This window comes from Arthrobacter globiformis, from assembly GCF_046536215.2.
Classification (GTDB): Bacteria; Actinomycetota; Actinomycetes; order Actinomycetales; family Micrococcaceae; genus Arthrobacter; species Arthrobacter globiformis_E.
The window spans coordinates 1,925,105-1,939,083 of sequence record NZ_CM143421.1 but is presented as its reverse complement, the minus strand read 5'-3'; the positions used below and the strand labels follow the sequence as shown (position 1 = coordinate 1,939,083).

The 13,979-nt window shown below is 67.9% G+C and carries 15 protein-coding genes; 6 read left to right on the top strand and 9 right to left on the bottom strand.

Annotated features, from left to right (window positions below; genetic code table 11):
- Window positions 1–184: 184 nt before the first annotated feature.
- The 5 genes from R5O87_RS08640 to R5O87_RS08620 all read left to right on the top strand — a co-directional run bounded on the left by R5O87_RS08640 (window position 185) and on the right by R5O87_RS08620 (window position 4,300).
- Window positions 185–1,264 (top strand): TM2 domain-containing protein, encoded by a 1,080-nt coding sequence (locus R5O87_RS08640; RefSeq protein WP_410554531.1) that lies wholly within the window; start codon window positions 185–187, stop codon window positions 1,262–1,264.
- A gap of 278 nt (window positions 1,265–1,542) precedes the next feature.
- Complete coding sequence (locus tag R5O87_RS08635; protein ID WP_410554530.1) at window positions 1,543–2,319, top strand: SDR family oxidoreductase; 777 nt, start codon at window positions 1,543–1,545, stop codon at window positions 2,317–2,319.
- Window position 2,320: 1 nt separating this feature from the next.
- Window positions 2,321–3,472 (top strand): L-idonate 5-dehydrogenase, encoded by a 1,152-nt coding sequence (locus R5O87_RS08630; RefSeq protein WP_410554529.1) that lies wholly within the window; start codon window positions 2,321–2,323, stop codon window positions 3,470–3,472.
- Window positions 3,472–3,687 carry a hypothetical protein gene (locus R5O87_RS08625; RefSeq protein WP_410554528.1) on the top strand — a complete coding sequence of 72 codons (216 nt, stop codon included), beginning with the start codon at window positions 3,472–3,474 and terminating at the stop codon, window positions 3,685–3,687. The genes R5O87_RS08630 and R5O87_RS08625 overlap by 1 nt, the downstream gene beginning before the upstream one ends.
- A complete protein-coding gene (locus R5O87_RS08620; protein WP_462836417.1) occupies window positions 3,671–4,300 on the top strand; it encodes a hypothetical protein in 630 nt (209 codons plus the stop codon). Before R5O87_RS08625 ends, R5O87_RS08620 begins: the two co-directional genes overlap by 17 nt.
- On the opposite strand, the gene R5O87_RS08615 is transcribed toward R5O87_RS08620, so the two are convergent.
- From R5O87_RS08615 to R5O87_RS08575, 9 genes are all read right to left on the bottom strand, one after another.
- Entirely contained in the window at window positions 4,297–4,989 is a 693-nt protein-coding gene (locus R5O87_RS08615) for a TetR/AcrR family transcriptional regulator (RefSeq protein ID WP_410554526.1), read from the bottom strand. The two genes, R5O87_RS08620 and R5O87_RS08615, sit on opposite strands and share 4 nt — an antisense overlap.
- A 28-nt stretch (window positions 4,990–5,017) precedes the next feature.
- Window positions 5,018–5,626, bottom strand: a complete 609-nt coding sequence (locus tag R5O87_RS08610; protein WP_410554525.1) for a TetR/AcrR family transcriptional regulator — start codon at window positions 5,624–5,626, stop codon at window positions 5,018–5,020.
- A 5-nt stretch (window positions 5,627–5,631) separates the two neighbouring features.
- Complete coding sequence (locus tag R5O87_RS08605) at window positions 5,632–6,969, bottom strand: pyridoxal phosphate-dependent aminotransferase (RefSeq protein WP_410554524.1); 1,338 nt, start codon at window positions 6,967–6,969, stop codon at window positions 5,632–5,634.
- The gene (locus tag R5O87_RS08600) at window positions 6,966–7,763 is read right to left on the bottom strand and encodes an SDR family oxidoreductase (protein WP_410554523.1); all 798 of its coding nucleotides are present in this window, start codon (window positions 7,761–7,763) and stop codon (window positions 6,966–6,968) included. Before R5O87_RS08600 ends, R5O87_RS08605 begins: the two co-directional genes overlap by 4 nt.
- Window positions 7,764–7,855: 92 nt before the next feature.
- Entirely contained in the window at window positions 7,856–8,884 is a 1,029-nt protein-coding gene (locus tag R5O87_RS08595; RefSeq protein ID WP_410554522.1) for a 5-oxoprolinase subunit C family protein, read from the bottom strand.
- On the bottom strand, window positions 8,871–9,692 hold the full coding sequence (locus R5O87_RS08590; protein ID WP_410554521.1) for a 5-oxoprolinase subunit B family protein: 822 nt from the start codon (window positions 9,690–9,692) through the stop codon (window positions 8,871–8,873). Before R5O87_RS08590 ends, R5O87_RS08595 begins: the two co-directional genes overlap by 14 nt.
- A gap of 57 nt (window positions 9,693–9,749) precedes the next feature.
- Complete coding sequence (locus R5O87_RS08585) at window positions 9,750–10,553, bottom strand: LamB/YcsF family protein (RefSeq protein WP_410554520.1); 804 nt, start codon at window positions 10,551–10,553, stop codon at window positions 9,750–9,752.
- 96 nt (window positions 10,554–10,649) lie between these two features.
- Window positions 10,650–11,999 carry an MFS transporter gene (locus R5O87_RS08580; RefSeq protein ID WP_410554519.1) on the bottom strand — a complete coding sequence of 450 codons (1,350 nt, stop codon included), beginning with the start codon at window positions 11,997–11,999 and terminating at the stop codon, window positions 10,650–10,652.
- A gap of 48 nt (window positions 12,000–12,047) precedes the next feature.
- Entirely contained in the window at window positions 12,048–12,680 is a 633-nt protein-coding gene (locus tag R5O87_RS08575; protein WP_410554518.1) for an RraA family protein, read from the bottom strand.
- A 273-nt stretch (window positions 12,681–12,953) separates the two neighbouring features.
- On the opposite strand from R5O87_RS08575, the gene R5O87_RS08570 reads away from it, so the two are divergent.
- Window positions 12,954–13,901 (top strand): 2-hydroxyacid dehydrogenase, encoded by a 948-nt coding sequence (locus R5O87_RS08570; protein WP_410554517.1) that lies wholly within the window; start codon window positions 12,954–12,956, stop codon window positions 13,899–13,901.
- Window positions 13,902–13,979: the final 78 nt, after the last annotated feature.

Genomic DNA, 13,979 nt, shown 5'->3' with positions numbered 1-13,979 from the left:
GGGGCGGTGACGCCAAAGCGTCAAACTGGGGGACAGCAGCATATGTGCAAGCCATAAAGCCTTAGGTAAACGGGCTTTTGAAGCCATGTGTCACACCCTTTCCGCACCACACCTTCCGCACTGCCCACCTCTCTCTTCTGCCACCTCGGCGACCCCTGCCGTCGCCTGCCCTGAAAGGACCGCAATGAGCCACCCCGGCCCAACCCCGCCGCCGCCCTCCGACTACACCACTTACGGCGCGCCGCAGTATGCGAACGGGCAGTTGCTGGACGGGCAGAACGCTGGGCAGGCGTATCCGGGGCAGTACGGGACCTTCCCGGGGCAGTATGGGGCGGAACCGCAGAAGTCCTTCCTGGTCACCTGGTTGTTCTCCCTGCTGCTGGGCGGCCTGGGCGTGGACCGCTTCTATCTCGGCAAGGTCGGAACGGGCATCGCCAAGCTGCTGACGCTGGGCGGCCTGGGCTGGTGGTCGCTGGTGGACCTGATCATTACGCTGGCCGGGAAGCAGACGGACAAGAACCGCCGGCCGCTGGCAGGGTATGCGCAGCACAAGAAGGTGGCCGTTGTGGTCACGGTGGTCTATGTGGTGGTCAGCCTGGTGATCGGCGTGTTCGTTGGCGTCGCCACCGCCGCTGTTGTCCGGCAGGCCGCCACGCCCCCGATCATCTCCGCGGCGCCAGTCACACAGGAGACCGCCGCCGGTTCGTCGGCGGCACCGGAAACCACCGAGGAAGCAGCCGCCGGGAAAGACAGGCCGCACCTCGAGGCCAAGACGCTGACGGGGACGGGCGACGCCGTCAAGACGGTGGACCTCAAGGGCCTTCCGGCCGTGGTCACGTTCACCTGCAAGGCCTGCAGCGGCAACACTGCCCTGGAGACCAACGGTGCCGAGATTCTGCTGGTCAACACCACGGGCGCCTACGCCGGGTCGCACCTCGTGGACACCAGCGCGGGCGCGCCCACCACCGAATTCAACATCAGTGCCGACTCCGCCTGGACCCTGAAGATCGAGGACATCGACAGCGTTCCCTCGTCCACGGGCAAGGTCAGCGGCCACGGCGACAGGGTCCTGTACTGGGACGTGGCCACGGACAAGGCAGCCATCACCAACAAGGGCGAAAGCAACTTCGTCGTGCTGGGCTTCGGCAGCGAGGTTCCCGAGCAGGCGGTCAACAAGATCGGCGACTACAGCGGCACCGTGAAGCTCACCCCCGGCTTCGTCCAGGTCAACTCCGACGGCGACTGGACCATCGCGCCGAAGTAGCGTCCTCCTCCTCCCGATACGAAGGCCCCGCGGGACCCGGCACCATGCCCGGTCCCGAGGGGCCTTTTGGGTTCGCCTGGACCCAACTGACTCGCAGTTGTGTCCGCCCTCCCGCTCTGCATCCGAGGCCCCGCGCGCTCATGGCAGATAAGAATCTCCGCTCAAATGAGAAATTATTCTTGTTTTAGCGCTGGCTGGCGCATACGCTGAAGGGGAACCAATTTCCGCCGCTGCAGAGAAGCGCAGCGCCTCACCAGGCAGGGATGAAGGAAGCGCAGATGGACACCCCCACACCCTTTGATCTAACGGGGCGTCGTGCCCTGGTCACCGGCTCCTCGCGGGGCATCGGACAGGCCCTGGCGGAAGGACTGGCCTCCGCCGGCGCAAGCGTGGTGCTGCACGGGTTCGACCCGCACCGCCTGGAGCTGACGCGCAAGGTGTTCGCCGAACGTTTCGGCGAGGACCGGGTGGATGCCGTGGCCTTCGACGTTACGGACGAGGAATCCGTCGCGCAGGGTATCGCGCACATCGAGGAGAGCCTCGGCGAGCTGGACATTCTGGTCAACAACGCCGGGATTCAGCACCGCGTCCCGCTGCTGGAGCTCGCCGTCGAAGACTGGAACCGGGTGATCTCCACCGACCTGACCAGTGCTTTCCTGGTGGGCCGGGAAGTGGCACGGAGGATGCTGCCGAGGGCCCGGGGCAAGATCGTCAACATCGGCTCCGTCCAGTCCGACCTCGCCCGCCCCACCATCGGCGCGTACACCGCAGCCAAGGGCGGCCTGCGGAACCTGACCCGGGCCATGACGGCCGAATGGGCTGCGGCCGGGCTCCAGATCAATGCGGTGGCACCCGGCTACATCCATACCGAGATGACCCAGGCCCTGGTGGACGACCCCGACTTCAACTCCTGGATCTGCAAGCGCACGCCGGCCGCCCGGTGGGGGACCGTGCAGGACCTGATGGGACCCGTTCAGTGGCTCGCCTCGGATGCTTCCGCGTACGTCAACGGCCAGACCATCTTCATCGATGGCGGAATGACGGCGGTGGTCTGACATGACTGAACTCCGCAGCCCGTTGCCCGCCGCAGCCCAAGAAGGCTGCCCAGCCCAGGAAGGCAGCGCACCCCAGCAACAGACCAGCGCAGCACTGGTCGTCCACGGCGTGGAGGACCTCCGCCTCGATCCGATCAAGCCCGCCGCACCGCGCAGTGACCAGGCCGTGGTCCGGATCGCCTACGGCGGCATTTGCGGCTCCGACCTTCACTACTGGCTCCACGGCGCCGCCGGCGAATCCATTCTTCGTGAACCGCTCGTCCTCGGACACGAGGTCGTGGGCACGGTAACGCAGGCGGCGGCGGACGGTTCGGGCCCGGCAGCGGGTACCCGGGTGGCGGTCCACCCGGCCACACCCGGCGGCAATGGTGCCCGCTACCCGCAGGACCGCCCCAACCTGTCGCCCGGATGCACCTATCTCGGCAGCGCGGCCCGGTATCCGCACACGCAAGGTGCCTTCAGCCAGTACGCCGCCCTGCCCGCCCGGATGCTCCGGCCCCTGCCGGCAGGGCTGACGCTGCGCGCGGCCGCCCTGGCCGAGCCGGCCAGCGTTGCCTGGCACGCCGTGGCCCGTGCCGGTGACGTCCGCGGCAAACGTGCGCTGGTGATCGGCAGCGGCCCGATCGGATGCCTGGCCGTCGCCGTCCTCAAGCGTGCGGGCGCGGCCGAAATTATCGCCGTCGACGTCCATGAAGAACCCCTGCAGCGCGCACGCCTGGTGGGTGCCACCGGCACCATCCTGGCGTCCGACGCCGATGCTATCGCCGCCGTGGAAGCCGACGTCACCATTGAATCGTCCGGGAACCACCGCGGACTGGATTCGGCGATCCGCGGCACGATGCGCGGCGGCAAAGTGGTGATGGTGGGCCTGCTACCCAGCGGAGCGCAGCCGGTGGCCATCTCACTCGCCATCACCCGCGAGCTGGACCTCCTCGGCTCCTTCCGCTTCAACGCCGAAATGGACGAGGTCCTTGCCGCGCTCGCTGACGGAAGCCTGTTCGTGGATCCCGTGATCACCCACGAGTACCCGTTCGGCGAGGCGCTGGAGGCGTTCAACACCGCCAAGGACGCACGCCGCTCCGGCAAGGTCCTCATCTCGTTCGCTGCAGACTCAACACCTGACTCATCCACACCCGCCACAGGAGCAATCTGATGCTGCGCACCATAGGCCAAGTAATCAGCACCCGCGTCCGCACCGTTACCGCCACCACGGGTACCCACTGTCCGGTCAGCGGCGGGTGGGCGCCCGTCGGTGCGCACGACACTGTTTGCCGTTTCCTCGAGGGAAGCATGATGCCGGCCTTCCGGAACCGGGCAGCGGAATGGGAACTGGTTGAGGGCCTGCAGCGCCGTGACGTACATTCCTGATGCCCGGCCGCGGCGTCGCGCCGCTCCGCCAGGCATCAACGCCGCACCGGCCCGGGCTGTCTCAGCCCGGGCCGCGTCCGGCCGTGCTGCGTCCGCCAGTCCCGCCGCCGGCGGGGCCGCTGCCGGTGTGGCCGCAGCAGGCCGGTCGGAATCGGCTGGCGGAGCCCCGGGCCCCGAGCGCAGGCTGACCCAGGAAAAGGCCGCCCGGGCACACCGCCAAAGCCGGATCCGCGCGCTGCTGAGCCGGCGCAACGAGGCCGTGGCGGCAGCAGTGGCCGGGGGAGTGCCAGCGGCAGCCGTCGCCGCCGCAACCGGCCTGAAGGTCACCGAGGTGAAGAAGACGGGCAGGGCCTTCTCCGAGTCTTACTTTCCCGGCCTCTCACGCGAGCAGCATGTTGCCGGGCTCGTCGCCCTGGCGGAGCAGCTGCAGACGGTGATCGAGGAGAAGGAAAGCGCCGAGCGGCAGCTGCGGGCCGACGTCGTGGATGTCCTGCGCAGCGGGGAAATGGACATCTTCCGGATCGCCGCACTGACGGCCGTTACGGCCGACCGGCTGCGTGAGCTTACCCGCGGAACAGGCCTGCGGGCAGAGGCGTTCCGGCTGGGATCCTAGCTGGCGGCTTTATCTGAATCGGCAGCAGGCGAGGCGTCCGCATCGGAGCTGGAAGCGTCGGAGCCGGCGGCCTTATCTGAATCGCCAGCCCTGGCCACAGAACCTTCCCCGCGTGACCGGTCCTCGTTCCACCCGGCCAGGGCACCCTTGAGTGCGGCGATGAGCCGGATGGTGGCCTGGTCTTTGCTCAGCCCCACGGTCTGGATCAGGTCGAGGATTTCGCGGGGGTCGAACAGGATGTTCCACAGGAACATGGCCTCGTCGCCGAGCGGTTCGAGGCCGAGCTCATTGCACGCCTCCCGCAGCGGACGCTCCAGCGCGTCGGCCTGGACGGTCAGGTAGTAGGCGCCCTTGCGCAGCCGGGCAAGATATCCCTCGCCGGAACGGGTGTAGAGCATCGCCCCGCCGTGCCGGGTCACGAGGTCCACCCACTTGCGGCTGACGGCTTCGAGAAGCTCAAGCCCGGTCGATTCCTGCTTCAGGCTGAAATCCCGGAGCCTTTCGCCGACGCCGAAGCGGTACTCGGCCAGGACGTCCTCCACGGAGGCAAAGTGCCGGTAAGCAGTTGCCGTGGAGATCTCGGCGTGCTTGGCGATGTCCGACATGTTGATCGGACCGCGCCGGGCTGCGAACAGCTGGCCGGCAGCCTTGACGAGCTGTCGGCGGTTGCGCTGTGTGTCACTACGCATGGATCGGCACCCTTTCGTTACTACCCACCTAGCTTAGGTCCTGGGCCGGCATCCATCCGCGCAGTGCTGCGGTGAAGGTGCGGACCAGGCGGTCCGAAGCCTGTTCGGGCGTGAGGCCCATGCTGCGGATGAGGTCGAAGATTTCGCGCGGGTCGAAGAAGACGTTCCACAGGAACAGGGCAGTCTCGTCCTGCTGAACGGTGCCCAGCTCCTTGGTGACCTCGTCGAGCGGACGCCGCAGCGCCTCCGTTTGCACCGTCAGGTAGTAGGCGCCCTGGCGCACGCGCGCCAGATAGCCCTCGGCCGAACGCGTGTGGATCATCGAGCCGCCGTGCTGGACCACCAGCTCGACCCATTTCCGGCAGACCGCATCCAGCAGCTCCTGGCCGCGCGTTTCCTGGGCCAGGCTGAACTCCAGCAGCTCGCGGCCCACCTCAAAGCGGTAGGCCGCGAGCACCTCGTCAACCGAAGCGAAATGCCGGTAGGCGGTGGCGGTCGAGATGCCCGCGCTGGCCGCAACCTCGGCCATCGACGCAGACGTTCCCGCGCCGAAGAGAGTTCCCGCGGCGCTGATCAGGAGGGCCCTGCTGCGCTGGGTGTCCGTGCGCAGGCCGGATGCCGGGTCTGTCAGCTGCATGGAAATTACCGGAGGGCTGCGAGGCCGGCGGCCAGGCGTTCGACGCCGGCGGTGATGGCGTCGGCACTGGCGGCGTAGGAGAGCCGGAGGTGGAATTCGCCGTTCCGGCCGAATTCGCTGCCCGGCCGGACCGCAACTCCGAAGTCGCGCAGGTGCGCCACCATCTGTGCCGCCGGCAGGTCGACGTCGTACTTGGGGAAGAGGTAGAAGGCGCCTTCCGGAGAGCTGACGGTGAGTCCGGGGATGCTGCCCAGCCCGGTGGCCATGAGTTCCCGGCGCAGGGCGTAGGAGGCGTGCATGCGCTCGATGTCAGGCCCGCAGGTCTTCAGTGCGGTCAGGGCGGCCAGCTGGACGGCGGTGTTCATGGAGCCGTTGAAGGTGTTGTGGACCCGGGCCGCGGAGGCGATGACCGACGGCGGACCCCACAGGTAGCCGACGCGCCAGCCGGTCATGGCGTAGCTTTTGGAGAAGGTCTGGCAGTAGATGGTCCGGCCGCGGAGGCCGTCGATCTCCAGTGCGGAGACGAAGGGCTCGGGCGTGTAGACGAGGTCGCTGTAGGCCTCGTCGGACAGCACCAGGGTGTCGGTTCCGGCCACCATGTCCGCCAGGGCCTCGAGCTCCCGGCGGGTGTGGACGATGCCCGTGGGGTTGGACGGGTTGCAGAAGACGAACAGCTTGGCGCCTTCCAGCGCCGTGGCCAGCGCCTCGAGGTCCCAGTGCAGGTCATCCGCCAGCGGTACCGGCGTCACGACGCCGCCGGCCATGCTTACGAGGTCCGCGTACAGCGAGTAGGTGGGGTCCGGGATGACCACTTTGTCTCCCGGGTTGACGATGCCGAGGATCGCTGCGGACAGGCCGGCGGTGCCGCCCTGCGTGATCAGCACGTCGCCCGGGCTGGCCACCTCGCCGAGGAGCCGGCCGATACGGGCAGCCAGCTCCTCGCGAAGCACCAGCTCGCCGAGCAACGGCGAGTAGTGGGTGTGCCCCTCCTCCAGGGCCTTGGCCGCCGCGGCGCGGACCTGCACGGGGGTGTCGAAGTCGGGCTCGCCCATGGCCAGGGACACGAGGTCGCCCTTGGACTGGGGCTGCTGGACCCGGAGCGAGGTGCGCTGCACGCGCAGCACGGCCTCCGAGGGCTGAAAGCCGTTGACGAGGGCGGTGGCTGGTTCAAGGGTCATGGTGGTCCTGTTTCGGATCGTGGGATGGCTGGCTGGGGCGGGGCCGACGGCGGCCCTTGCGGCCGTCTGTACGGCACCGACGGCGGCGGGTGCGGATGCGACGGCGGTCGGTGCGGCGGCGCCGGGTGCGACGGCGGTGGTTACGTACGTGCGGCGGCGTTTCATGGCTGGGGGACTTCCTCTGCGGGGGCGCCCGTCCAGCGGCTGATTTCGATGTCGCCGGAGGTGTCGCGCTGCACGGTCGGGGCGATCACGAGCTCCTGGACGACGGTCCGCTGCGGCAGGGTGGCCACCAGGTGGATGGCCCGGGCCACGTCGTCGGGCTGGACCATGGCTTCGCGTTCCTCCTGCCGCGGCGGCCGCGCCCTGTTGTCCAGAATGGGCGTTGCGGTTTCGCCGGGCAGGATGGTGACTGCGCGCAGGCCCTCGTTGCGGAAGGTGTTGTGGAGGTAGGTCATGAAGTTCCGGACCGCGGCTTTCGCAGCACCGTAGGCGGCGCCGCCGAGGAGGTTGGGGTTGACGGCGGCCAGGGAGGAGACCGTGATGATGGTGCCGGTCTTGCGGGCCAGCATGTCCGGCAGTACGGCCTGGGTGAGGAGGTAGACCGCGTTCAGGTTCACGTCCAGGACGTCGTTCCATTCCTCTTGGCTGATCCAGCGGACATTGAGCACCTTGCTGGCGCTGCCGGCGTTGTTCACTAGGATGTCCACCGGTCCCAGAGTCTTACCGACCCACTGGACCAGGGCGTCGACGTCGTTCTTGGAACAGATGTCCGCGGCCCGGGTGACTGCCCGGCCGCCGTCGGCGGTGATGGCCGAGGCCACTTCATCCAGCACCTCGCCGCGGCGCCCCACCAGCACGACGCTGGCGCCTTCGGCGGCGAGCTGGGCAGCGGTGGAACGCCCCATGCCGGTGCCTGCACCGGTGATGATGGCAACTTTGCCTTCGAGAAGTCCCAATGTACCGCTCCTAATCGCAGTGAGATTTGCATTTCATATGAGAAAAGTTTCTCATCTTTGTTCCGGCCGGGTCAAGCACCGCTCGGGAAAGTTCAGGCTGCCGCCGGGCTGGGGGCCAATGCGGATGCATGCGGCAGGCGGACCGCGGCGAACAAGCTGGCGACGCGCTCCTCGAGCACGCCGAGCAGCCGCTGCTCCTCGCGGAAACGTTCCACCGCCTGGCTGCTGCTGACCCAGTTGAAGGTCATCTGCTGGCCGGGGCGGGCCTGGCCGAGCAGGGGCAGCGACGCCTTGGTGGCGAACGCGACGATGGGGTAGCCGGCGGTGAGGGTCCGGTAGCGGCCCAGGATGATGAGCTCGTCCCCGTGCGGGATCTCGAACGCGCCGATCGGAACACCGTGGGACACGATTTCGCCGAGGCCCTCGGGGTGAACCACCGGACCGTCCAGTCGCAGGCCCACATGGTTGGACTTCGCGGTCACGGTGTAGGCGCGCGAGGACAGCAGTTCCCGGATGCCGGGTGCGGCGTCGGTCTCCGGGCCCTCCACGATGTCGATCCGCCAGGTGCCCGGGCTGAAGGCCGGGACGGGTACCGGCAGCCGGAAGAGGGGCTGGGAGAGATAGGGGTGTTCGAATCCGGCATAACTGGTTCGCAGCTGCAGGTCCTGCCCGGCGCCGATCTGCTGCGGGAATCCCATGCGCGCCTCGGGCGCGGCGCTGCCCATGAACAGGCCGGTCTCGAGGGAGCCGCTGAACGCGAGGTAGTTGCGCATGCCGCCGCGCGCGTTGGCGATGACTACGCGTGCGCCGGCGGGGACGCAGACCGGCTCCCACATGGCGGCGGCCTCGCCGTTGACGGTCACGTCCGCGGGGGCGCCTGTGACGGCGACCAGCACCGGGGAATCGGGAATGAAGCTGAAGCGGCCGCCCATGATCTCGATGCACGTGGCGGTGCGGAGGTTGCCCACCAGGATGTTGGCCACGGAGGCGGAATGCTGGTCGGCTGCACCGCCGCACGGGACGCCCATGTACTCGGAATGTTCCCGGCCCAAGTCCTGGAAGGTGGAAAGCCAGCCGGCTTCGCGGATCTTCAGTCCGACAGCCAGTTCAGCGGTCCGCATCGGTGCTCCCTCCGGAAAGTGCTGCCGCCGGCGAGCCGGCTGGTGGTGCAGACGCTGAGGCCGGCCGAAGGAACTGCCCCTCCAGCGACTCCCATTCACTCTCCGGGATGACCCGGAAACGCACCCGGTCGCCCGGGGTGTAGGACGTGGCCGGGTCCTCGCGGATGTCGCACACGGTCAGCGGAGTGCGGCCAATGACCTTCCAGCCGCTGGGGCCGGGAAAGGGCTGGATGATGGCGCTGGTGCCGGCCACCATGACGGACCCGGGATCCACATTGGTGCGGGGTTCCCGGCATCGGCTGACCTGGCCGGGGAACGGGAGGGTGCCCATCATGGGTGCCATCGCGGAGGCGAGCAGGTTGACGGAGACTTCCGAGTTTTCCAGGATGTCCAGAACTGCCTCGGGGCTGATGCCGAGCTCGGAAGCGACCTCGGGCAGGTCGGGGGAGAAGGCCTCGCTGACCACCAGCGGAATCACGAACAGCTCGGCCGCCCGCCCGCCGTCGGCGGCAGGACCGTAAACCGGCCCGGAACCCGCGGCGGCGAGCCGGATGGTCTGCGCGAGCTGGGCGTGGCTGACGGCGAGGCAGTCGAACTCCACCAGCACCGAGTCCACGCCCGCCACCACATCCAGGAGCCCGTGCGGCTGCAGGCCGAACACCAGTTCACGCAGCCTGCGGCTTCCGGCCTGGCGCTCCTCTGGGGTGGCGGCCAGTGCCTTCAGCATCAGGGCCGAGTCGCCGAAGGGCGTCGCCTCGATCTCCAAAGGTGGTGGCGAGGACGGCGCTGGCGCTGGCTGGATGCTCATGGTTCCTATGTTCTGGAGGCGTGATGGTCAGGCAAGAGGGGGTCGGGCAGCAAAGGATCAGGCAGCAGCCCGGCGGGCCTTCTCGGCCAGGACATCCTGCAGGCCGGTGGCCTTGATGCCGGCCTTGTCCAGGGCAGCACGGAGGGCAGTGCCGTTCTCCAGGACCTGCGGGTGGTCGCCGTGCAGGAGGACCACGTCGGCGTCGTGTCCGAGCGGCACCACGTTGCCGGTGACGGCGCGGACGGTGCCCTCGGTGACCACCTGAACCACGCGGCGGCCGATCTCCTCGGGGTCGTGCAGGAGCGCGCCCTCGGTGTTGCGGGAGACGGGCATGCCGTCCTCGCCGTAGCCGCGGTCGGCCAGGAACACGTAGCCCACCTCGAGGCCGCGCTTGCGGGATTCATCGGCCAGCAGGCCGTTCTGGCAGATCACGATGTAGGAGGGGTCGTAGGCCTTGATGGCGTCGGTGATGGCGCGGGCGTGCTTGGCGTCGGTCTGGGCGATGCTGCCCATCCGGCCGTGCGGGGCCACGTGGCTGATCTTGCCGCCGTGGATGCGGGCGAAGGCGTCCAGCGCGCCGATCTGGTAGAGCACGTCGGTGCGGATTTCCTCTTCGCTGGCCTCGATCAGGCGGCGGCCGAAGCCCACCAGGTCCGGGTAGCCGGGGTGTGCGCCCAGTTCGATGCCCCGTTCAACGCAGGACTTCACGGTGGCGTCCATGACCCGCGGGTCGCCGGCGTGGAAGCCGCAGGCGATGTTCGAGGCGGTGACCAGGCCCAGCAGGGCGTCGTCGTCGCCGATGGTGTAGTTGCCGTAGCTTTCGCCGAGGTCTGCAACGACGGCGACTGAATTGATGCTCAAGGTGACTCTCCCAGTGGTTCTGTTGTGGTGCCTAATGGTCCAACGACGGCGGGTGGCCGGCAATGGCGGCCGCCGCCCGCCGTCGTCGGGGTTTGGTTAGTGGGTCTGCAGCGGCTGGCCCTTGGTTTCCTTCAGGAAGTACACGGACACCAGGGTGATGATGGCCGTGCCGATGGAGGCGTAGGCGGGGACCATGCTGTTGCCGGTGGCCTTGATGACCTCGGTCATGACCAGCGGCGCGCTGCCGCCGAAGATGATGGTGCTGATGCTGAACCCGATGCTGTATGCGCTGTAACGGACCGTGGTGGGGAACATCTCGGTCAGGACGGTGTGGACCACGGCGGCGTGGCCGGAGAAGGCGATGGCCATGACCACGGTGGCGACGCAGGCCAGGACCATGTTGCCGGTGGTGATCATCGCAAACATCGGGTAGGACACCACGGCCATGAGGACCGCGGAGACGGCGAGCACGGGCTTGCGGCCGATGCGGTCGGAGAGACGGGCCATGAGCGGGATGGAGATGATGATGGCCACCAGGCTGAACGCGGTGACGGTCAGGGCCTGGACCATGGAGAAGTTGTTGCCGGTGCCGAGCTGGGTCTTCAGGTAGGTGGGCATGTAGGCGAAGAGCAGGTAGTAGCCGGGGCCGTTGACTGCCGGGAGGAAGATGGTCAGCGCGATCGCCTTCAGGTGGCGCTTGGACGTCAGGGCCGCCCGCAGCGGGTTCCGTTCCACTTCATTGCGCTTGCGGAGGGCGTCGAAGTGCGGGGTGTCCTCCATCTTGGAGCGGATGTAGTAGCCGATGTAGCCCAGCGGAAGGGCGAACAGGAACGGGATGCGCCAGGCCCAGGCTTCCATGGTGGCGTCGCCGAGGGTGGTGATGAGCGTGGCGGACAGGGCGCTGCCGAAGAGGAGGGCACAGAAGGATCCGACGGCGATGAAGCTCATGTTGTAGTTGCGGTGCCGGTTGTGGGCGTATTCGCCCACGAAGGCCATGGCGCCGGCCACTTCGCCGCCGGCCGAGAAGCCCTGCAGGATGCGGAACAGGATCAGCAGTGCCGGCGCGGCCCAGCCGATGACGGCCGACGACGGGATGAGGCCGATGCAGGCCGTGGCGCCGGAAATGAGCAGCAGGAGGACGGCGAGCAGGTTCTTGCGTCCCAGCTTGTCGCCGAGGTAGCCGCAGATGACGCTGCCGAACGGGCGGGCCAGGAAGCTCACCAGGAAGCCGACGTTGGTCAGCAGCAGGGAGCCGAGGTCCTTCGAGCCCATGATGTTGATGGCCAGGTAGGTGGTGAGGAGGCCGTAGATGCCGTAGTCGTACCACTCCACGAAGGAGCCCATGGTGCCGGCGAAGGTTGCCTTCCGCACCATCTTGCCGTCGGCTGTGACGACCTGTACTTGCGCCGTATTAAGGTCCACTGATTCCGTCGATGAATTAGTCATTGGAGTTCTCTCAGTCTAGGAGGGTCCCTGTTGCGGGAGAAGCTTGGATTAGCTGTATTCGCGCGTGACTTCGGCCGTCATTTCGGCCTCGTGCGCGGCGACTTCGATAACGCGTTCCAGGATTTCCGCGGCGCGGGCCTGGGGGATGATGACGACGCCGTCGTCGTCGGCGGCGACGATGTCGCCGGGGGAGCAGACGATTCCGCCGATGGCGACCGGTTCGCCGATCACACCGGGGCCGTTCTTGAACGGGCCTGCGGGGGTGGTGCCGCGGGCGAACACCGGGAACTTGATCTCCGTGATGGTGGCGCGGTCGCGGATGTAGCCGTCGATGACGGCGCCGGTGGCTCCGGCGGCCTCGAAGCGCTGGGATAGCTGTTCGCCCACCAGCGCGCGGTGTTCATGCCCAAAGCCGTTGATGACGACGACGTCACCTGGCTCGATGTAGTTCAGTGCCTCGATGACGGCCGCGTTGTCACCGGCTGCCCCGAGGACCGTGAGTGCGGTGCCGACGCAGTGTGCGCCGGCCCAGACGGGGTTGATGTTGCCGTCCACCAGGCCCAGCCGCTCCATTGCGTCGCCGATGTTGGCCACCGGGAACTTCTCGAATGCCTTGACCAGGTCCCGGGACGGGCGGGTCCACTGTGCGGTGCGGACAGTGAGTTCGAGCGTTGTTGCCATGGTGTTTCACCTTCAGTTGGGAGGGTTGGATGCGGCGGCCGATCCTGAGACCGCAATCACATATGAGAAAAGTTTCGCGTTTCTTTTTCGATCCGTCAAGCCTTTTTCGTTTCCGGGATGTAAAAGCTTCGGATCGGGCTGTGGAGGCTTGTTGCCGCACTTGTCATGCTTCGATGCTGATGCGATGATGCTCTCATATGAGAAGATTTTCGCAATTCCTTCCCACTAGTTGAGCTTGCCGAAACCCGAGCCTGCCCCACGAAAAGGAACCCCATGCCGTCAATCCGCACCGTCAGCTTCCCCGACCGGGATCTCCTCGCGCGCCTGGAGCCGCTTCCCGGCGACCTCCGGGGCGCCGTCTGGGATTTGCGCTCCGATCCTGAGGGTGCTGCCCTGGAGGAGATCGACGCGGTGGTCCTGCCGTATATCGACGCGTCTGCTGTCCTGGGCTCACTCGCCAAGGCGGCCAACCTTCAGCTGGTCCAGACTCAGTCGACGGGGTACGACGGCGTGCCGGAGGCGGCAGGAGCGTCTGCCGCCGTCGCCACCGCGGCGGGTGTGCACGCCGCCGCGACGGCGGAGCTCGCCGTCGGGCTCATCCTCGCCAAGCTCCGCGGCATCGACGCCGCGGTCAGGGACCAGCAGACGGGCAGCTGGCGACCCCAGCGCCGTTCATCCCTGGCGGACCGGCGGGTGCTGCTCATCGGCGTCGGCGGCATCGGGCACGAGATCACCAAGCGCCTGGCGCCGTTCGAGGTGGAGCTGACACGGGTGGGCAGCAGTGCCCGCACGGACGAGCACGGCCAGGTCCACGCCGCGGCGGACCTCGTGTCCCTGGCCGCGTCGCATGACGTGCTGGTGGCGGTGACCCCGCTGAACGAGGCCACGCACAAGCTGGTCAACGCCGAAGTGCTGGCCGCGTTGCCGGACGGGGCCCTGGTGGTGAACGTCGGGCGCGGCCCGGTGGTGGACACCGAGGCGCTGACGGCGGAGGTGCTCTCGGGCCGGCTGCACTGCGCGCTCGACGTCGTGGATCCGGAGCCGCTGCCCAGTGACCACCCGCTGTGGGCCTCGGAAAACGCGCTCATCACGCCGCACATCGGCGGCAACGCGTCGGCGTTCGAACCGCGGATCGTGAAGCTCCTGGCCCAGCAGCTCGAAGCGCTGGCCAACGGAACCCGCCCGGCGAACCTCGTGCAGGACGGTCCTTTCGCCAGCTGAGCCGTGACCCCGCTGGGTTGAGCCACGCCGGCTGAGTCTGTCGAAACCCAAGCTGGCCGCCCGCCGTCGTTGACTTCC